This is a genomic window from Cupriavidus sp. FW216-B1, from assembly GCF_058789195.1.
Genome location: NZ_JBYTEL010000025.1, coordinates 20,884 through 38,195, shown reverse-complemented (window position 1 = coordinate 38,195; position 17,312 = coordinate 20,884). Strand labels below are relative to the sequence as shown.

General features: G+C 63.8%; 19 protein-coding genes. 13 read left to right on the top strand and 6 right to left on the bottom strand.

All coding sequences use genetic code 11. The features are described from left to right. Positions 1-282 precede the first annotated feature (282 nt). The 5 genes from AC3WXD_RS30790 (at position 283) to AC3WXD_RS30770 (ending at position 5,018) form a co-directional block, all read left to right on the top strand. Positions 283-963 carry a 3-oxoacid CoA-transferase subunit A gene (locus tag AC3WXD_RS30790; protein WP_020206705.1) on the top strand — a complete coding sequence of 227 codons (681 nt, stop codon included), beginning with the start codon at positions 283-285 and terminating at the stop codon, positions 961-963. Between the two features lie 20 nt (positions 964-983). Then, the gene (locus tag AC3WXD_RS30785) at positions 984-1,631 is read left to right on the top strand and encodes a 3-oxoacid CoA-transferase subunit B (protein WP_020206704.1); all 648 of its coding nucleotides are present in this window, start codon (positions 984-986) and stop codon (positions 1,629-1,631) included. Positions 1,632-1,701: 70 nt separating this feature from the next. Next, positions 1,702-2,904, top strand: coding sequence for a 3-oxoadipyl-CoA thiolase (pcaF, locus tag AC3WXD_RS30780; protein WP_492325353.1), 1,203 nt, complete (start codon positions 1,702-1,704; stop codon positions 2,902-2,904). Positions 2,905-3,144: 240 nt separating this feature from the next. Next, positions 3,145-3,876: an SDR family NAD(P)-dependent oxidoreductase gene (locus AC3WXD_RS30775; RefSeq protein WP_020206702.1), complete on the top strand. Its 732-nt coding sequence runs from the start codon at positions 3,145-3,147 to the stop codon at positions 3,874-3,876. A gap of 122 nt (positions 3,877-3,998) precedes the next feature. Beyond that, entirely contained in the window at positions 3,999-5,018 is a 1,020-nt protein-coding gene (locus AC3WXD_RS30770) for a Bug family tripartite tricarboxylate transporter substrate binding protein (RefSeq protein WP_492325352.1), read from the top strand. 233 nt (positions 5,019-5,251) lie between these two features. Here AC3WXD_RS30770 and AC3WXD_RS30765 read toward each other — a convergent pair whose 3' ends face one another. Continuing rightward, positions 5,252-5,473, bottom strand: coding sequence for a hypothetical protein (locus AC3WXD_RS30765; RefSeq protein WP_029044391.1), 222 nt, complete (start codon positions 5,471-5,473; stop codon positions 5,252-5,254). A 345-nt stretch (positions 5,474-5,818) separates the two neighbouring features. Between AC3WXD_RS30765 and AC3WXD_RS30760 the strand changes: the two genes are divergently transcribed. Continuing rightward, positions 5,819-6,364, top strand: coding sequence for a PadR family transcriptional regulator (locus AC3WXD_RS30760; RefSeq protein WP_492325351.1), 546 nt, complete (start codon positions 5,819-5,821; stop codon positions 6,362-6,364). Between the two features lie 63 nt (positions 6,365-6,427). Here the strand turns inward: AC3WXD_RS30760 and AC3WXD_RS30755 are convergent, their stop codons facing one another. Then, a complete protein-coding gene (locus AC3WXD_RS30755) occupies positions 6,428-7,423 on the bottom strand; it encodes an NAD(P)H-dependent flavin oxidoreductase (RefSeq protein ID WP_492325350.1) in 996 nt (331 codons plus the stop codon). Between the two features lie 69 nt (positions 7,424-7,492). Next, positions 7,493-7,969 carry a nuclear transport factor 2 family protein gene (locus tag AC3WXD_RS30750; protein WP_492325349.1) on the bottom strand — a complete coding sequence of 159 codons (477 nt, stop codon included), beginning with the start codon at positions 7,967-7,969 and terminating at the stop codon, positions 7,493-7,495. Positions 7,970-8,263: 294 nt separating this feature from the next. Here AC3WXD_RS30750 and AC3WXD_RS30745 point away from each other — a divergent pair, with 294 nt between their 5' ends. The 6 genes from AC3WXD_RS30745 (at position 8,264) to AC3WXD_RS30720 (ending at position 13,466) form a co-directional block, all read left to right on the top strand. Continuing rightward, entirely contained in the window at positions 8,264-9,298 is a 1,035-nt protein-coding gene (locus tag AC3WXD_RS30745) for a tyrosine-type recombinase/integrase (protein WP_492325378.1), read from the top strand. A gap of 143 nt (positions 9,299-9,441) precedes the next feature. Then, positions 9,442-10,461: a UDP-glucose 4-epimerase GalE gene (gene galE / locus AC3WXD_RS30740; RefSeq protein ID WP_020206695.1), complete on the top strand. Its 1,020-nt coding sequence runs from the start codon at positions 9,442-9,444 to the stop codon at positions 10,459-10,461. Positions 10,462-10,489: 28 nt separating this feature from the next. After that, positions 10,490-10,798 carry a hypothetical protein gene (locus AC3WXD_RS30735; protein WP_492325348.1) on the top strand — a complete coding sequence of 103 codons (309 nt, stop codon included), beginning with the start codon at positions 10,490-10,492 and terminating at the stop codon, positions 10,796-10,798. Positions 10,799-10,885: 87 nt separating this feature from the next. Further along, positions 10,886-11,557 carry a hypothetical protein gene (locus AC3WXD_RS30730; protein WP_492325347.1) on the top strand — a complete coding sequence of 224 codons (672 nt, stop codon included), beginning with the start codon at positions 10,886-10,888 and terminating at the stop codon, positions 11,555-11,557. A 44-nt stretch (positions 11,558-11,601) separates the two neighbouring features. Beyond that, complete coding sequence (locus AC3WXD_RS30725) at positions 11,602-12,525, top strand: hypothetical protein (protein ID WP_492325346.1); 924 nt, start codon at positions 11,602-11,604, stop codon at positions 12,523-12,525. Between the two features lie 119 nt (positions 12,526-12,644). Further along, positions 12,645-13,466: a DUF2971 domain-containing protein gene (locus AC3WXD_RS30720; RefSeq protein WP_492325345.1), complete on the top strand. Its 822-nt coding sequence runs from the start codon at positions 12,645-12,647 to the stop codon at positions 13,464-13,466. A 34-nt stretch (positions 13,467-13,500) separates the two neighbouring features. Here the strand turns inward: AC3WXD_RS30720 and AC3WXD_RS30715 are convergent, their stop codons facing one another. The 3 genes from AC3WXD_RS30715 to AC3WXD_RS30705 all read right to left on the bottom strand — a co-directional run bounded on the left by AC3WXD_RS30715 (position 13,501) and on the right by AC3WXD_RS30705 (position 16,302). Beyond that, positions 13,501-14,565 (bottom strand): PDDEXK nuclease domain-containing protein, encoded by a 1,065-nt coding sequence (locus tag AC3WXD_RS30715; RefSeq protein WP_492325344.1) that lies wholly within the window; start codon positions 14,563-14,565, stop codon positions 13,501-13,503. After that, positions 14,562-15,767 carry a tyrosine-type recombinase/integrase gene (locus AC3WXD_RS30710; RefSeq protein ID WP_492325343.1) on the bottom strand — a complete coding sequence of 402 codons (1,206 nt, stop codon included), beginning with the start codon at positions 15,765-15,767 and terminating at the stop codon, positions 14,562-14,564. The genes AC3WXD_RS30715 and AC3WXD_RS30710 overlap by 4 nt, the downstream gene beginning before the upstream one ends. Before the next feature lie 232 nt (positions 15,768-15,999). Further along, positions 16,000-16,302, bottom strand: coding sequence for an H-NS histone family protein (locus tag AC3WXD_RS30705; RefSeq protein ID WP_020206694.1), 303 nt, complete (start codon positions 16,300-16,302; stop codon positions 16,000-16,002). A 339-nt stretch (positions 16,303-16,641) separates the two neighbouring features. Between AC3WXD_RS30705 and AC3WXD_RS30700 the strand changes: the two genes are divergently transcribed. Continuing rightward, entirely contained in the window at positions 16,642-17,253 is a 612-nt protein-coding gene (locus AC3WXD_RS30700; RefSeq protein WP_020206693.1) for a flavin reductase family protein, read from the top strand. Positions 17,254-17,312 lie beyond the last annotated feature (59 nt).

The window sequence follows — 17,312 nt, the reverse complement described above, 5'->3', positions numbered from 1 at the left end:
GCGATGCGGCGGCGCCTTGACCGTGCCGGGAGCACAGGTGTAATCTGTTCAGAGTGCGAATTGAGGTTCGCAGTTAGAACAAATCACAAGAACAAGAAAAACAAAGTCTGTTGGATTCGTGTCCGGCGGCACGCTCCCGCACCTGCGGCGGGGCGGGCAGGCCGGATGGCTCTTCCGGCAGGACTGTCCGGAGACAGCGTTCGCGCGCCGCCTGATGTTCCTCCTCGCGGCTTGGCGGCCGGTTCCGGATGGTTCGTCCGGGCTTTCGGAACTGGAACGCAAGTGATCAACAAGCTATTCGACTCGGTGGAAGCGGCGATGGCCGACATCCACGACGGCGCCACCATCCTGATCGGCGGCTTTGGCATGGCCGGCATGCCGGCGCAGCTCATCGACGCCCTCATCGCCCAGGGCGCGCGCGACCTCACCATCGTCAACAACAACGCCGGCAACGGCGATACGGGCCTGGCCGCGCTGCTCAAGGCCAGGCGCGTGCGCAAGATCATCTGCTCGTTCCCGCGCCAGGCCGACTCCTACGTGTTCGACTCGCTCTATCACGCCGGCGAGATCGAGCTGGAACTGGTGCCGCAGGGCAACCTGGCCGAGCGCATCCGCGCCGCCGGCGCCGGCATCGGCGGCTTCTTCACCCGCACCGCCTACGGCACGCCGCTAGCCGAGGGCAAGGAAACCCGCATCATCGACGGCCAGGGCTATGTGTTCGAGAAGCCCATCCACGCCGACTTCGCCCTCATCAAGGCGCAGCGCGCCGACCGCTGGGGCAACCTGACCTACCGCAAGACCGCGCGCAACTTCGGCCCGATCATGGCGATGGCCGCCAAGTGCCCGATCGTGCAGGTCAGCGAGATCGTCGAACTGGGCGAGCTGGACCCCGAGCACATCATCACGCCGGGCCTGTTCGTCAAGCGCGTCGTCAAGATCGACGCCGGCAAGACCCCCGTCTGAGCGACAAGGAGAATCCCGACATGCAACGCCTGACCCGCGATCAGATGGCCGCCCGCGTGGCCAAAGACATTCCCGACGGTGCCGTGGTCAACCTCGGCATCGGCCTGCCCACCCTGGTCGGCAACCACCTGCCGGCCGACCGTGAAATCCTGCTGCACAGCGAGAACGGCCTGCTCGGCATGGGCAAGGCGCCGCCCGCCGGCGAGGAAGACGGCGACCTGATCAACGCCGGCAAGCAGCCGGTCACGATCAAGCCGGGCGGCTCGTATTTCCACCACGCCGATTCGTTCGCGATGATGCGCGGCGGCCACCTCGACTTCTGCGTGCTGGGCGCGTTCCAGGTCTCCGAGAAGGGCGACCTGGCCAACTGGCACACCGGCGCGCCGGGCGCGATCCCGGCCGTGGGCGGCGCGATGGACCTGGCCATCGGCGCCAAGGAAGTGTTCGTGATGATGGAGCACCAGACCAAGCAGGGCGAGAGCAAGATCGTGCCGCAATGCACGTATCCGCTCACCGGCATGAACTGCGTCACGCGCATCTATACCGACCTGGCCACTATCGACGTGACGCCCGAAGGGCTGGTCGCGCGCGACCTGGTCGAAGGCCTGTCCTTCGAGGAACTGCAGCGCGTGACCGGCGTGCCGCTCCTGCAGGCTGCCACGGCCTGAGCGCTGCCGGGGCCTCCGCTTCACGATCACGATTCACGTACAAGCCACGTACAAGCAAGAGAGAGACAACATGACCGAAGCCTTTATCTGCGACGCCATCCGCACCCCCATCGGCCGCTACGGCGGCAGCCTGTCCGCGGTGCGCGCGGACGACCTGGGCGCGGTGCCGCTCAAGGCGCTGATGGCGCGCAACCCGAACCTGGACTGGTCCGCCATCGATGACGTGATCTACGGCAACGCCAACCAGGCCGGCGAGGACAACCGCAACGTGGCGCGCATGTCGCTGCTGCTGGCCGGCCTGCCGGAAAGCGTGCCGGGCGCCACCATCAACCGCCTGTGCGGCTCCGGCATGGACGCCACCGGCACCGCCGCGCGCGCCATCAAGTCCGGCGAAGCGGGCCTGATGCTGGCCGGCGGCGTGGAAAGCATGAGCCGCGCCCCGTTCGTGATGGGCAAGGCCACCAGCGCCTTCTCGCGCGACGCGCAGATCTTCGACACCACCATCGGCTGGCGCTTCGTCAACCCGGCCATGCGCGCGGCCTACGGCGTGGACTCGATGCCCGAGACCGCCGAGAACGTCGCCACCGACTACAAGATCAGCCGCGAAGACCAGGACCTGATGGCGCTGCGCAGCCAGGAAAAGGCCTCGCGCGCGCAGGCCGACGGCACGCTGGCGCAGGAAATCACCGCGGTGACGATTCCGCAGAAGAAGGGCGACGCCATCGTGGTGGAGCGCGACGAACACCCGCGCGCCACCAGCATGGAAGCGCTGGCCAAGCTGCGCGGCGTGGTGCGCGCCGACGGCACCGTGACCGCCGGCAATGCCTCGGGCGTCAACGACGGCGCCTGCGCCATCCTGCTGGCCAGCGAAGCGGCCGCGAAGCAGCACGGCCTGACCCCGAAAGCCCGCATCGTCGGCATGGCCACCGCCGGCGTGGCGCCGCGCGTGATGGGCATCGGCCCGGCGCCGGCCACGCAGAAGCTGCTCAGGCAGCTCGGCATGACCATCGACCAGATGGACGTGATCGAGCTCAACGAAGCGTTTGCCGCGCAAGGCCTGGCCGTGCTGCGCCAGCTGGGCGTGGCCGACAACGACGAGCGCGTCAACCCCAACGGCGGCGCGATCGCGCTGGGCCACCCGCTCGGCATGAGCGGCGCCCGCCTCGTGACTACCGCCATGTACCAGCTGCACCGCACCGGTGGCCGCTTCGCGCTGTGCACGATGTGCATCGGCGTGGGCCAGGGCATCGCGATGGTGATCGAGCGCGTCTGACGCGCTGCGGTCCGGCGCGCGCGCCGCGGGCTCCGGTCCGCGGGGCGCGCCGCTGGCGCGCGGTTGGAAAACAGCCGCTAAAGAATGGCGTTTCACCGCCGTTAGCCTGCTATGGATGTGCAGGTTGATGAAGTTTCCCCCAACGCAAGAAGCAGCGCGACCGGGCCGACTGGCTCGCCGGTTCCGGCCGCATCTCTTCACGCATGACCCGGCGCAGGCTTGCGCCGGTTGGAGTCAACGATGTCCCTTCCCGTTGCCACGCTCGTCACCGGCGCCAGTTCCGGTATCGGGCGCGCCATCAGCGAGATGCTGCTGGCCGATGGCGTGACCCAGGTGGTCAATGTCGACTATGTCGCCCCCGCCTGGTCCCACCCCAACATGACGTTCTTCCAGGCCGACCTGACCGACGCCGCGGCGACCCGCGCCGTGGCCGAGCAGGTGGTCTCGCGCTTCGCCGTCACGCGGCTGGTCAACAATGCCGGCGCCACCCGCCCCGGCACCGTCGACACCGCGCGCGTCGAAGACCTCGACTACGTGGTCGGCCTGCACCTGCAGGCCACCATGCTGCTGACCCAGGCCTGCCTGCCGGCGATGCGCGCCGCGCATTTCGGCCGCATCGTCAACATGGCCTCGCGCGCCGCGCTGGGCAAGCCCGAGCGCGTGGTGTATTCCGCCACCAAGGCCGGCCTGATCGGCATGACCCGCACGCTGGCGATGGAGCTTGGCGGCGACGGCGTCACCGTCAATGCCGTGGCGCCGGGCCCGATCGCCACCGAGCTGTTCCGCAAGAGCAATCCCGAGGGCAGCGAGCAGACCAAGCGCATCCTGGCCAGCATCGCGGTCAAGCGCATGGGCACGCCGGAGGATGTGGCGCGTGCCTCGATGTTCTTCCTGTCGCCGGAAAACGGTTTCGTCACCGGCCAGGTACTGTACGTGTGCGGCGGCACCACGCTCGGCGTCGCCCCCGTGTAAGCCCGTGGCGTGGACGCGGCACATGCCGCGGTGTCATCACGCCGAAGCAATCCGCAGTCCATAACTAAAAAAGACGACCCGCGCCGCCGGTGCGGGCCGATAGCGATTTACCTGGAGCAAACATGAAAACCGATTTCCAAGCAAGCCCTCTGCACGTCAATACGCGCCGGCGCCTGCTGGCCGCCGGCGTCGCGCTGGCCGCGGCGTTCGCCGGCGTGGCCGGCACCGCCCAAGCCCAAGGCACCTACCCGACCAAGCCGATCACCATGATCGTGCCGTTCTCGGCCGGCGGTACCACCGACATCCTGGCGCGCATCGTCGGCCTGCAACTGGGCAAGGCGCTCGGCCAGCCGGTCGTGATCGACAACCGTCCGGGCGCGGGCGGCAACATCGGCGCCGCGCTGGCGGCCAAGGCCCCGGGCGACGGCTACACGCTGTTCATGGGCACCATCGGCACCCACTCCATCAACCAGTCGCTGTACTCCAGGCTGCCGTACGATCCGGTCAAGGACTTCGCCCCGATCACGCGCGTGGCGATGGTGCCGAACCTGGTGGTGGTCAATCCCAAGGTGCCGGTCAGCACCATCAAGGAACTGATCGCCTACGTGAAGGCCAACCCGGACAAGCTGTCGTATGGCTCGTCGGGCAGCGGCTCGTCGATGCACCTGTCGGGCGAGCTGTTCAATTCGATGACCGGCCTGCACATCCAGCACATTCCGTACAAGGGCAGCGCCCCGGCCGTGAATGACCTGCTGGGCAACCAGATCGGCCTGATGTTCGACAACCTGCCGTCGTCGTACCCGCACGTGAAGGCCGGCAAGCTGCGCGCCATCGCCGTGACCTCGGCCAAGCGCTCGCCGGCGCTGCCGAACGTGCCGACCGTGGCCGAAGCCGGCGTGCCCGGCTACGAAGCCACCTCGTGGTTCGCGCTGTACGCCACCGGCGGCACGCCGCAGCCCATCGTCGACCGCATCAACGCCGAAGTGGTGAAGATCCTGGCCATGCCGGACGTGCAGAAGCAGATGGCCGACCAGGGCGCGGAAGCCCATCCGGAAAAGCCGGCGCAACTGGCTGCCTTCATGAAGAGCGAAGCCGCCAAGTGGGCCAAGGTGGTGAAGGCCTCCGGCGCGACCGTGGACTGATGCGCTAGGCCCAGCTCGCTTCAGACCGTCGGACCGGCCGCGGTCCGGGACAGCTGTCCCGGCCGCGGCCTTGTCTTTTGGGTGCCATTCCCGGTGCCATTCCCGGCGCCATGCCGCGAGGACGAAAAAAAGCCCGCGGATCCCGCGGGCTCAATTCCGGCCCACTCACAGGGCAGGAGGAGACAAGAAAGCGTCACGGACGCATGTCTTCGCGCTCTTGCGCCGGGGCTGTTTCAGCCGAGGCTGTACTTGACGACCTGTTCTTCGACGCCCACGAAGCGCACCAGCTGCCGCAGGCCGCTGGCGTATTCCTTGATATGGTGGCCTTCCGGCGTGTCCGGCAGGCGGTAGTACACCGGCATCGAGGCGGCCTGCGCGGGCGGTGCCGCAGGTCCGTCGCCGTCGGCTTCCCAAGGGACATCCCGGTCTTCGGCGTAATCTTTTTGTCCTGGCATGGACGACTCCCGATCGATGGATTCGCATGCCCCGCGCCGTGGCCGAATAGCGGCACGGGCCATGCAAAAATGGCTATGTCTGCAAATGTATGGCAGCGGGTCGCAAAATGCTATTTCGTATTTTTTAATTCTGGGTGTGGTTGACGCTTCAATTTGTCATATATCGCGCAATGATCGGCCCGCGCGCGGGGTGCCGGCCCCGCCGCGCGGCCGGTGGCGGACAGCGCGCCGCGTGCCGTGCGCGCGCGGCTTTGCGCTAACATAGACGGTTGCCATGCCGGCCATCCAGGCCATGCGGCCCGCGCGAATCGCCCGCCGGGCGGCCTCCACGTCACCCCTTCTTGCATGTCCGTCCAGCACGCCCTCCTGACTTCCCTGTTGGAAAAACCGTCGTCCGGCTATGAACTGGCACGCCGCTTCGACCGCTCGATCGGCTATTTCTGGCATGCCACGCACCAGCAGATCTACCGCGAGCTGGGCCGCATGGCGCAGAACGGCTGGATCGCCGCGCAGGAGAGCGAGGGCGACGCGCGCAACCGCAAGAAGGTGTATTTCGTGCTGCCGCCGGGGCGCGACGAACTGGCGCGCTGGGTGCTGGAGCCCGCCAACGGGCTGGACGCGCGCGACGAGATCCTGGTCAGGCTGCGCGCCGACGCGGTCATCGGGCCGCTCGGCCTGGGCCCGGAAATGGCGCGCCTGATCGAGATGCACCGCGAGCGGCTGGAGACCTACCGCAGGATCGAGGTGCGCGATTTTGCCGCGGCCGAGCCGACGCGCGCACAGCGCCTGCAGCATGCGCTGCTGCGCCGGGGCATCCGCTACGAGGAAGACTGGGTGGCGTGGGCCGAGGACCTGCTGCCGCTGCTGGCGCAGCCGGGCGGCGCGGTCTGAAAGGAAAGGCGCAGCCCGGCGCGCGAGGCGCCCGCGGCCGCGCCGGGCCGCGAGGGCGCTAGATCAGGCCAGGTCGGCCGCGGCGGTGGCGCTGGCGGTGTGCGGGGCCAGTCCGAGGCGGCGGCGCGCCAGCGCGTATTCCTCGGCGAAGCGGCGCACCAGCTCGGCCGCCGGCACCACGCGCTTGACCGCGCCCACGCCCTGGCCGGCGCCCCAGATGTCCTTCCACGCCTTGGCGCTGCCCGAACCGAAGTTCATCTTGGACGGATCCGACTGCGGCAGCGCTTCCGGGTCGAGCCCGGCATTGACGATGCTCTGGCGCAGGTAGTTGCCGTGCACGCCGGTAAACAGGTTGGAGTAGACGATGTCGGACGCGCTGCTGTCCACGATCATCTGCTTGTAGCCGGCCTGCGCGTTGGCCTCCTCGGTGGCGATGAAGGCCGAGCCCACGTAGGCCAGGTCCGCGCCCGCGGCCTGCGCGGCGAGGATGCCGTCGCCGCTGGCGATGGCGCCCGACAGCAGCAGCGGGCCGTCGAACCACTCGCGGATCTCGTGCAGCAGCGCGAACGGCGACAAGGTGCCGGCATGGCCGCCGGCGCCGGCGGCCACCGCGATCAGGCCGTCCGCGCCCTTCTCGATGGCCTTGCGCGCGAAGGTGTTGTTGATGATGTCGTGCAGCACGATGCCGCCGTAGGAATGCACCGCGTCGTTGACTTCCTTGCGCGCGCCCAGCGAGGTGATGACGATGGGCACCTTGTAGCGCACGCACAGCTCCAGGTCGTGGTCCAGCCGGTCGTTGGACTTGTGCACGATCTGGTTGACCGCGAACGGCGCGGCCGGGCGGTCCGGGTGGCGGGCGTCGTGCTCGGCCAGCTCGGTGGTGATGCGGTCCAGCCAGTCGTTGAGCACCGGGCCCGGGCGCGCGTTCAGCGCGGGGAAGGAGCCCACCACGCCGGCCTTGCACTGGGCAATGACCAGGTCGGGGTTGGAGATGATGAACAGCGGCGAGCACACCACCGGCAGGGACAGGCGGTTCTGGAGGATGGCGGGAAGTGACATGGTCTTTTGCGCAAGGTTAGGTCCGGGGACCGGATCGGAAAGGGTTGGTGGCCGGGATGGCGGCGCCGCTCAGGCGCCGTGCAGGACGGAGGTCTGGCCGGCGAGCCGCGCGCCCATCGCCGCGGCCAGCGCGTCGAGGCCGCTCTTGGGGCGGACCATGACTTCGAAGTCGTCGATCCTGCCGTTGGCGTCGAAGCGGATCATGTCGATGGCCTTGACCGCCTTGCCGTCCACGCGCGCGCTGAATTCCAGCACCACGCTGCGGCCGTCGTCGCCGACGAAGCCGCGGTGGTAGCGGAAATCCTGGAAGACCTGGTTGACGGTCTCGAGCACCATGCGCAGCGCGGCGCGTCCCGGGTAGGGCGTGTGCGCCACCGGCGAATGGAAGACGACCTCGTCGGCGACGATGCCGTCCAGCTCGTCCATCGAATGGGTGGCGATCATGCGGTGCCAGATGGCCAGCGAGGCCTGCGCCGCCGCCGACAGCGTTGCTTGGGTCAAGTGTCTTCTCCGGGTTGGCCGGGGGCGGACGGGCCGCCCCGGCATCGTTCTTCGGTATCGGGGTGTCGGGGTATCGGGTATCGGATATCCCAGGCATCGGAATATCGGTTCGCCGTCGTCTCTATGCAACCAGTTGCATGAGAGATCAGGTGAAAGGTAGCAGCCCGCGCGCGCGAATGCAACTGGCTGCATGCCGCCGGCCCGCCAAATTCGCGGCGGATGCCGCCCGCTGCGCCCGGCCGCCGCGTTCGCATGTCGCGGGGCTCGGTGTTTTGTGGCGTCTTGTCTACAATACCGCCATTGCCGCAAACCAACGCAGGAGCGCAAGTGAAGACCAACATGCGCGCAGACGGGCCGCCCCCGGCGCTGTTCGATGCGGACCTGGCCGCCTGGCGTGCCCAGCCCGAGCGCGCCTTCGACGGCTGGCTGGCCAGCCACGGCTTCCGCCACGGCACCGCCGTGGTCTACCGCGCCATGTGGGGCAAGCTGCTGCGCTGGTCGGGCGAGCGCGGCGTGGCGCCGCTGGCGTGGTCGGCTGAGCAGATCGGCGCGTTCCTCGACGAGCAGGACCTGCACAAGCATCACCGCTACCGCTACGCGCGCCTGATCGAGCGCGTGTTCCATCATCTGTCGCGGTTGCAGGACGGCCTGCACAACCCCGCCAGCCAGGCCGTGCGCGCGCATCTGGCCGAAGGCGAGAACGATCCCACGGCATTCCTGCTGCCCGCCGAGCGGGACATCGTGATCGCCCGCGTGCTGGCGCCGGCGCCGCCGCGCGCGAACGACGGCCAGGACGGCAAGGACGCCGGCATGCCGTCGCCGACGCAGTGGAAGCGCGCGCGCGACACCGCGCTGGTGGCGGTGCTGCTGGGCGCCGGCCTCAAGGTGGGCGAAGCCCGCGACCTGCGCGCGCAGAGCATCGCGTCGGACGCCCGCGCGCTGCGCCTGGTGCGCGCCGACAACGGCCGCGCCTACGAGGCGCCGGTCTTCGCCTTCGCGCGCGCCGCGCTGCTGGCGTGGCTGGCGGTCCGCGCGGCCGCGGACACGCTCGGCGAACTGGTCTTCCCCGCCACGCCGGCGGGCCGGCCGCTGCACGCCGCCTCGCTGTACCGCCGCGTCGAGATCCTGCTCGATGAAGCCGGCGTGCTGGCGGGGCGCAGCGAGCGCGCCTCGCCGCAGACGCTGCGCAACACCTGCTGCGCGCTGCACTTCGAAGCCGGCGCGAGCCCGGCCGAGGTGGCGCAGCGCCTCGGCATGCGCGACCTGGAATCCGGCTGGCGCCTGCGGGCCGCGTTCGAAGCGTGGCAGGCCCGCTCGGGCCAGCCGCCGGCGCGGCATGCGGGCGCCGTCACGCGCGTGCCCGATGCGGCCTGATATGCTTACCCGCCATCGCCGCGCCGCCGGCCCCGCTTGCTGGTGCTCATTGCCGCATGCCGGGCAGGAGCGGGCGCGGCAGCCAGGGCCGGCGCCGTTGCCGCGCCCGTTTCGCCTCTTTCTCAACTTACCGATGAATCGCCATGTCTGAAACCTTGCTGCTCACGGGAGCTACCGGTTATATCGCCTCGCACACCTGGGTGGCCCTGCTCGAAGCCGGCTATCGCGTGATCGGCCTGGATAATCTCTGCAATAGCAACCGCGAGGTGGTGGAGCGGCTGGCGCGGATAACCGGGCAGCGCCCGGATTTTGTCGAAGGCGACGTGCGCGACCGGGCCTTGCTGGACCGCCTGTTCGCCGAGCACCGCATCACCGGGGCGATTCATTTCGCCGCGCTCAAGGCGGTGGGCGAATCGGTCGCCAAGCCGCTCGATTATTACGGCAATAATCTCGGCGGCCTGCTCACGCTGTGCTCGGCAATGAACGCGGCCGGCGTGAAGCAGCTGGTGTTCAGCTCGTCGGCCACGGTTTATGGCAATCCGCATGCCGTGCCGATCCTCGAGGACTTTCCGCTGTCGGCCACCAATCCCTACGGCCAGACCAAGCTGATGGGCGAGCAGATCCTGCGCGACCTGGAGCATTCGGACCCGTCGTGGCGCATTGCCTACCTGCGTTATTTCAATCCGGTGGGCGCGCACGAGAGCGGCCTGATCGGCGAAGACCCGGGCGGCGTGCCCAATAACCTGATGCCCTACGTGGCGCAGGTCGCCGGCGGCCGGCGCGAGAAGCTGATGGTGTATGGCGGCGACTACCCGACCCCGGACGGCACCGGCGTGCGCGACTACATCCACGTGTGCGACCTCGCCGCCGGCCACCTCGACGCGCTGGTCTACCTGCGCGACAAGCAGCAGTGCCTGACCGTGAATCTCGGCACCGGCCGCGGCTACAGCGTGCTGGAAGTGGTGGCGGCCTACGAGCGCGCCAGCGGCCGGCCGGTGCCGTACGAGATCGTGGCGCGCCGCCCGGGCGACATCGCCTCGTGCTATGCCGACCCGGCGCTGGCGCACGCGCTGATCGGCTGGCAGGCCAGGCACGACATCGACCGCATGTGCGAGGACTCGTGGCGCTGGCAGTCGATGAACCCGCTCGGCTTCGCCGGCTGAGCCGCGCCGGCGGGCAATAAAGAAAGTCTTGAATGTTGCGATGGGGTTGGTCGAAGAACATGCAAGTGACGGCCCCACGATCTCGCGACAAGTCAGGGCAAGTGTTGAAAAACAGTTGGCTCAGTTGAATACGGCCATCTTGGGCGAGTTTTTCTCGAAGAACGAGATAGCCAGAACGCTATTCATCGTTGCCAAAGAGTTCGAGCAAATGGCCATGTCGAGACAATTTGTCTTCCACGGTGCAGCGAGCGTCGAGCTTCGTAGCATGCTCTTCTGCCTGCTCGATTACTGGGGTATCGACCGCGTATTGTTTTCCGAGGCGCTCGACGTGAAGTAGGCGCAGCACCGTGCATTGCTTCTCAAATGCCACCGAACTGCGCGGATTCGGTGAGGGGTAGCTTTATCACCAATGTTGGGCGACGAAATGGACGATTTCTTGCCTCTGCTATTTGATACTGATCGTGACGCCCCATTTGTCGTACCCTGGCCAGCACCAAACAACCCGGGTGCTCTGGTGAGTTTTCAGCACCTTGCCGAGTGGAAGGTGTTTATCAACGGATGCAGCCTGCATCCGTTGATACCTAAAATTGTTGGCGATAAATTCCGCCGATCACAACGGCTCTATGTTCTTTCATGGTTTGACTACGGATTGGTCAAAGTCGGCGAACTTGTCGCCTTGACGGCATTGGAACTTGCGCTTAAGGATCAATACGGCATGTTTTTTCGGTTGCAGGAGTCCGATCAAAGCACCCAACATGAGCAGAATAAAAAAGCTCCGTCGCTGCAAAAGCTACTCAAACACATGGTTGAAAAAGATGGACTCAGTGACGAACTTCTACCGTTCGTGAAACGCTACGGTGGATCAATAACGTCGCTGCTTCACAACGCGAACTACCACCGCAGTAAAGATACCCACCCAGCCGTGGCACCTGGGCCAACCCTGGCGCAAATTCGCAACTCGCTGGCGCATGGCGATCCTTTTGATGGCCTACCTTGGAGCGGGTTGCTCGAACTGGTGCGCGACTTGATTGAGTATGCGTATCGAGCGTACTTGCAAGAAGCTAGGACAGAATATTCGGACACCCTGGGCGCATAAATACATCAATAATTTTTTCCGAGAAAAAACCGCATATGCAGCAGATGAAATTCTTCTTCACGCTCCAAAGCTCGCATATTGCCGCGAATCAGGAGTATACGGGTTCAGACCGTACCGCATTGGAGGATGAAACCTTCCTCTCCAATCTAGCCTTTCTCGGATACGACGTTGTCTCCGCGAGTGTCAAGTTCGCTAACTCGAAATATGAAGTAGTTGTTGAGTTTAAGACTCCTGTCAACGTAAATGAGGCCGCTGAATTTGTCGAAGCCTTTGCGAGCTACGTGACCTACCGGCTGTCCTACGGGCAGAACCATTTTTATGGATCGCCATTTGTTGACATCGATTATGGGTCCTTCTATCGCGACAATGGAGAAGGACTCAGAGATCACCTAGATATAAAGGTGACGCGAAAAGCTCGCCTCAGCAATTTTCCGATCACAGCCTCACGATTGCATGAACTGGTCCATTTCTACTTCTTGGGCATGCAATCGAATAACGCCAAGACGAAATTCTTCAATCTGTTTCTTATACTTGAAGCCGTTGAGGGATCGCCTTTTTCTACCTCCCTTTTTCCAGAGGGCACCCTTTTTTCGGAAGAAGAAAAAGCATCAATCCGCGAAACCGCAAGCAATATGGAAAATGACAATAAAAAAGGAGTCGTTCAATCGGTATTGTCTCGCACTTCAGATTCGAGGCACGACAAGCTTCACACGACACTACAAAAAATAGGCATCACGCACATCCCGGCACTGGATGGATCAACAATCTCAATCGATGTACGCATGGTTAAAGACTTGATTAAGGCACGAAATAGATTGTTCCACAAAGGCCATCGCGTAGATGAGAATTTAGTCTGGGGAAATCTCATTCCATTGACCAGAGAAATTGTGGCATTACTTATTCAGAGTCCGGACATTCTCGATCAAGAGTCAGTACAGCCGATTGCATCAGGTGCCGTGCAGTCATAGGACGTTGCTTGCCAAACAGCAATCGAACCGCTCTCGCGATGACGTGCCATCAACACATAGATCGCCTTGTCAGTCAGACGACAACCCTCGATCGACGGCCACTTTGGACTCGTAGTCAAATGAACGAGATTGTATATCGCTACGCAACACAGGAAACATTCCTGAAAATGCTAGAAAGCCAAGAGCTTTGGTTTTCCGACATCAGGAGGATGAATGACTCGGATGAATACTCAGCCGGCCACGGAATTGTGAGCCAAATTATTTCCGATGAATACCCGGAGAGAATTGACTTGGCGAAAAAAATTTCGCCGGAAAAAATGGACCCAAGATTCAGAATATTAATCTGTTCATTTTCAAGTGATGGCGATTGCCTGAGTATGTGGCGCGGATACGGCGATAACGGCGAAGGAGCTTCAATTGGATACTCGCATAACGATATAAAAAACTACGGCCTATTTAATCGTTATCTATCAAAAATGGCTCCCATTACTGGCAACGTAAATTTTTTCCCAATAATCTACGACGCCAAGATCTACGAAGGTGAGGTACGAAAATACCTAGATCGATCTAGGATGATTCCCTCGAACAACGCTGAAAATAAGTCAGGAAAATTTTTCAATGTGCAGAATGGAGCCCTTGGCGTAGCTCTTATGCGGCTATGCACACTATATAAAAATGACTTCTTTGTTGACGAGAGAGAGATTCGTGGATTTATCGAAATAACTGAATCAGTCGACCCATATGAGGTTTCGACAAGAAAATCTGATTTTGGGCAGTCGGCATATCACAAATTTGGTACGACATTCAGCGGCATCCCAGCTATAAAAGAAGTCGTTCTTGGGCCCAAAAGCAAGATCACTAAAGAGAACATGCAAGAGAGGCTGAAGGAAATTGGCTTAGCCGGGGTCACCGTAAAACAGTCAAGAGGGACATATCGTTGATTGTTTGGCGAGCACAGCCCGGCAAAGATTATGACTAGCTGTCAGTCATATTTCGTTGATCAATCTGCAACTGTGCCCGTTGGGTCGCTTCGTGCAATCTCTCCACCAGCACCGCACGCGGCGGCAAGGTGGTCAGGTACTCGGCGACATGGATGCCCGACTTGTCCAGTTCGAGCAGTTCGATTTGCTCGTGCTTCTTGCCGGTACAAAGGATGATCCCCAGCGGCGAGGCTTCCTCCGGTTCCCGCTCGGGCTTGTCGAGCCAGCGCAGGTAAAGTTCCATCTGGCCTTTGTAGGCTGCCTTGAACTCGCCGACTTTCAGCTCCACGGCCACCAGCCGCCGCAGCTTGCGGTTATAGAACAGCAGGTCGAGGTGGAAATCCTCGTCGTCGATCTGGATGCGCTTCTGCCGGGCCACGAAACTGAAACCCGCGCCCAGCTCCAGCAAGAAGGATTCCATTTCGCGGATGATGGCCGCGTCCAGATCGCCTTCCTGCCAGGTATCACGCAGGCCCAGGAAATCGAGGATGTACGGATCGCGCATGACCAGGGCCGGTGACATACGCTGCGCGTCGCGCAAGGTCGCCAGTTCCTGCGCGATCATCGCATCGGGCTTCCTGGACAGCGCCGTGCGCTCGTACAGCATCGAGTCGATGCGCTCGCGCAGCGTGCGAACGCTCCAGCGTTCGGCGCTGGCCATCTGCACGTAGTAGTCGCGCTGGCGTGGATCTTTCAGCGGGATCAGTGCCACGATATGCGACCAGCTCAATTGTCGTGACAGTGAAACGACAATTGGCTCGTCCGGGAACGTGGCCGCGAACTGCACCATCCGGCGCAGGTTCTTGTCCGCGAAGCTGCGCCCATAGTCGCGGACAAGCTGCATGGCCAGGCTTGGCAGGATTTCTTCGCCGTATCCGGCCCGTTGCCCGGCCAGCGCATCCATATGGATGCGCTGGCCGACGCGCCAAAACAACTGCGTCAGCTCGGCGTTGACGGCCAGGACAGCACGTTGACGCGACGCCTCGATTAGCGCCCGAATATTGCCCAGCAGCGTCGGCGGCGCGGCGGGGGACGCGCTGGATGCTTTGCGACGGGTCATGTCGTGGCCTCCGCGGTCGGGCGAATCGTGGTGCCGGTGATCGTCTTGCGCCGGTTCGCCACCAGTTCGACCGCTTCACGTACCGGCTTGTCCTCGGTATGGACGTAACGCATGAACATCACCACGGTCTTGTGTGCAGTCAACGCCATGCCGACCTTGACCGGGATGCCCGAATTGGCAATGTCGGTGGCCGAGCGGTGACGGATGCCGTGCGTACCTACGTGCGTCGCGCCTGCTGCCTTGAGCGCACGGCACCAACCGCCGTAATGTTCCCCCACGGTCAGGTGCTGCCCCGGATGGCGCGGTGACGGCAAGACATAGGGATTGTCCTTCTGCCTCGGTGCGGCCGAAAGCAGCCGGTAGGCTTCTTCGCTGAGAGGCTTGGACATGCCGCCCGTCTTGCTATCGGGCCACACGACACGCCGGTTCTCCAGATCGACCCAATCCCATTGCAACGCGACGATTTCGGAACGGCGACCGGCGAACTCGAATTGCAGCCGGATCGCCAGAGGGATGACATAGTTCTCCAGCCCCTCGGCTTCGATCTTGTCGAGCTGCTGGAACAGCTTGCCCATATCCTCGTCGCTGATGAGGTGGGTGGACTTGCCGGCGGGGTACATCGGGACGTGGCGGCAAGGATTGGTGCCGTCAGACCGGTAGCCCCACACCTCGGCCAAGTTGAACATCTTGCGCAGGACGCTGAATACCTTGTTCGCCTCGGTCTGCTTATACGAGAGTTTTTCCATCAGCCCGGCAATGTCAGGTCGCTTCACGTCGTGGACTTTCTTGCTACCCAACAGCGGGATGACATTGCGGTCGATAACGCCTTGGTAGCCGAGTTGAGTGCTGGGCTTGTGGCGTTTACTGGAATAATCCCCCATGAACTTCTTGCACAACTCCGCAACAGTGGGTGCCTTGCGTGCTTCGGCCTTGGCGGCGGCAGGATCGCCACCCCTGCGAACCTGGGCCAGCCATTCCTGCGCCAGCGAACGGGCCTGTTCGACAGTCAACTCCCCGTACTGGCCCAAGGCGGGCTTGCGGCGCTCGCCGGCGTTCGTCCGATACTGGAGCATGAACACCTTGCGCCCGGACGGGGTAATCTTGCACAAGAAGCCGGGCACCAGCGTATCCCGGAGTTCGACAGCCTGCGGCTGAGGCTGCGCCGCATCGACGGCGGACTTGGTGAGCTTGATCTTAGCCATGATGACTCCTCGGAAAGACCCGGTTCCCAGGAGCCTGATGGGAGCCACCAGCAAGGAAGTCGGGTCAAGTTTCGGAAAGCACCGGCATATGTTGAACTCGCCTAAGCCCTTGATAAACCTGCTGTATCGAGCTGTGGCGTAGTCCAGCGAATTTCGGTGCTGGAGTCATCGTGAAATAAAAAACGGCCGGGCGCTGGCCCGGCCGTTTTCATGCCTGCGGCGAAACCCTGGTTCAGATCAGGAAGTCGTCGATGTTCTTGCCGGAGGCCAGCGCCTGGGTCAGCCAGCCCGGGCGCTTGCCGCGGCCGGTCCAGGTGTTGCCCGCGCTGTCGCGGTAGCGCACCGGCACCTTGCGGGTGGCCTTCTTGCTGGCGGCGGGCTTGGTGCCGAAGCCGAGATCGTCGGCGGTCAGGCCATATTGCTCGATTTTCTCGCGAATATCGGCAATGACGGTCGCCTGCTCGCGCGCCTTGATTTCCTCGGCCTGCTTCTGGAGTTCGCTGATTTTCTGAACAATTTCCTGATAAGTCGCCATTACGAGCCTCGATTTACTGGTGAGCGGGTGAGAGTGGGACGATTATAACGGGGTGTGGCGATCCTGCATATGCCCATGTCGGCAGAAAGAGAATTCCGATAAATTGGCGCCCATGTCAAATTAATGAACTTCCGCGCCAATCTCTGGTCGCGGCGCCGCCGGGCATTTTCGGCGCCGCGCCACGCGGCGGAAAAATGAGACCCGGCTCATTTGCATGTTTTTGTCCCGCCGGCAGGGGGAAATACCCCTGCCGGGTATTGGCCATCGCCTCCGGGTGCGTTTGCTGTAACAATAGCGGTCCGTTTCGCGCGCCCATCCATCCTTCGCCACCACGCTGCCATGTCATCCGATCCGATCAACGCCGCGGCCGCCGCGCCGGCCGGCTTCGTTCCCGTGGAACTGCCCAAGGCCTACCGGCTGCTCAATCACGGGCCGGTGACGCTGGTCACCAGCGCGCACGGCGGGCGGCGCAACGTCATGGCCGCCTCCTGGGCCATGCCGCTGGACTTCCAGCCGGCCAAGGTGGCGGTGGTGATCGATGCGCGCACGCTCACGCGCGAACTGGTGGAAGCGTCCGGCGAATTCGCGCTGAACATCCCGGCGCGCGCGCAGGCGGGCGCCACGCTGGCGGTCGGCTCGCGCTCCGGCCGCGAGGCCGACAAGTTCGCCGCCGCGGGTTTGTCCACGTTCCCCGCGCGGGAAATCGCCGCGCCGCTGCTGGCGGGCTGCCTCGGCTGGCTCGAATGCCGGGTGATCCCCGAGCCGCATAATGCGACGCGCCATGACCTGTTCATCGCCGAGGTCGTGGCCGCCTGGGCCGACGCGGCAGCGTTTTCGGCGGGCCGCTGGCATTTTCCGGATAACGAACACCGCTCGATCCACTATCTTGCCGGCGGGGCGTTTTTCGCCACCGGGGAGGCATTTCAGGTGGAATCGGAGGGCGGCGCATAAGCGGCGTGGCGCGCACCGCACCTTCTCAAGGATTCTCGGCGGCTCGCCGTTATTTGCCG

Bases quoted from the DNA above. Each gene is read 5' to 3' on its own strand.
- AC3WXD_RS30765 (WP_029044391.1), bottom strand. From the start codon at position 5,473: ATGCCAGGACAAAAAGATTACGCCGAAGACCGGGATGTCCCTTGGGAA.
- galE (WP_020206695.1), top strand. From the start codon at position 9,442: ATGTCTGAAACCTTGCTGCTCACGGGAGCTACCGGTTATATCGCCTCG.
- AC3WXD_RS30750 (WP_492325349.1), bottom strand. From the start codon at position 7,969: ATGCCGGGGCGGCCCGTCCGCCCCCGGCCAACCCGGAGAAGACACTTG.
- AC3WXD_RS30730 (WP_492325347.1), top strand. From the start codon at position 10,886: ATGGACGATTTCTTGCCTCTGCTATTTGATACTGATCGTGACGCCCCA.
- AC3WXD_RS30715 (WP_492325344.1), bottom strand. From the start codon at position 14,565: ATGACCCGTCGCAAAGCATCCAGCGCGTCCCCCGCCGCGCCGCCGACG.
- AC3WXD_RS30705 (WP_020206694.1), bottom strand. From the start codon at position 16,302: ATGGCGACTTATCAGGAAATTGTTCAGAAAATCAGCGAACTCCAGAAG.
- AC3WXD_RS30720 (WP_492325345.1), top strand. From the start codon at position 12,645: ATGAACGAGATTGTATATCGCTACGCAACACAGGAAACATTCCTGAAA.
- AC3WXD_RS30770 (WP_492325352.1), top strand. From the start codon at position 3,999: ATGAAAACCGATTTCCAAGCAAGCCCTCTGCACGTCAATACGCGCCGG.
- AC3WXD_RS30700 (WP_020206693.1), top strand. From the start codon at position 16,642: ATGTCATCCGATCCGATCAACGCCGCGGCCGCCGCGCCGGCCGGCTTC.
- AC3WXD_RS30710 (WP_492325343.1), bottom strand. From the start codon at position 15,767: ATGGCTAAGATCAAGCTCACCAAGTCCGCCGTCGATGCGGCGCAGCCT.
- AC3WXD_RS30785 (WP_020206704.1), top strand. From the start codon at position 984: ATGCAACGCCTGACCCGCGATCAGATGGCCGCCCGCGTGGCCAAAGAC.
- AC3WXD_RS30745 (WP_492325378.1), top strand. From the start codon at position 8,264: ATGCGCGCAGACGGGCCGCCCCCGGCGCTGTTCGATGCGGACCTGGCC.
- AC3WXD_RS30755 (WP_492325350.1), bottom strand. From the start codon at position 7,423: ATGTCACTTCCCGCCATCCTCCAGAACCGCCTGTCCCTGCCGGTGGTG.
- AC3WXD_RS30760 (WP_492325351.1), top strand. From the start codon at position 5,819: ATGTCCGTCCAGCACGCCCTCCTGACTTCCCTGTTGGAAAAACCGTCG.
- AC3WXD_RS30775 (WP_020206702.1), top strand. From the start codon at position 3,145: ATGTCCCTTCCCGTTGCCACGCTCGTCACCGGCGCCAGTTCCGGTATC.
- AC3WXD_RS30725 (WP_492325346.1), top strand. From the start codon at position 11,602: ATGAAATTCTTCTTCACGCTCCAAAGCTCGCATATTGCCGCGAATCAG.
- pcaF (WP_492325353.1), top strand. From the start codon at position 1,702: ATGACCGAAGCCTTTATCTGCGACGCCATCCGCACCCCCATCGGCCGC.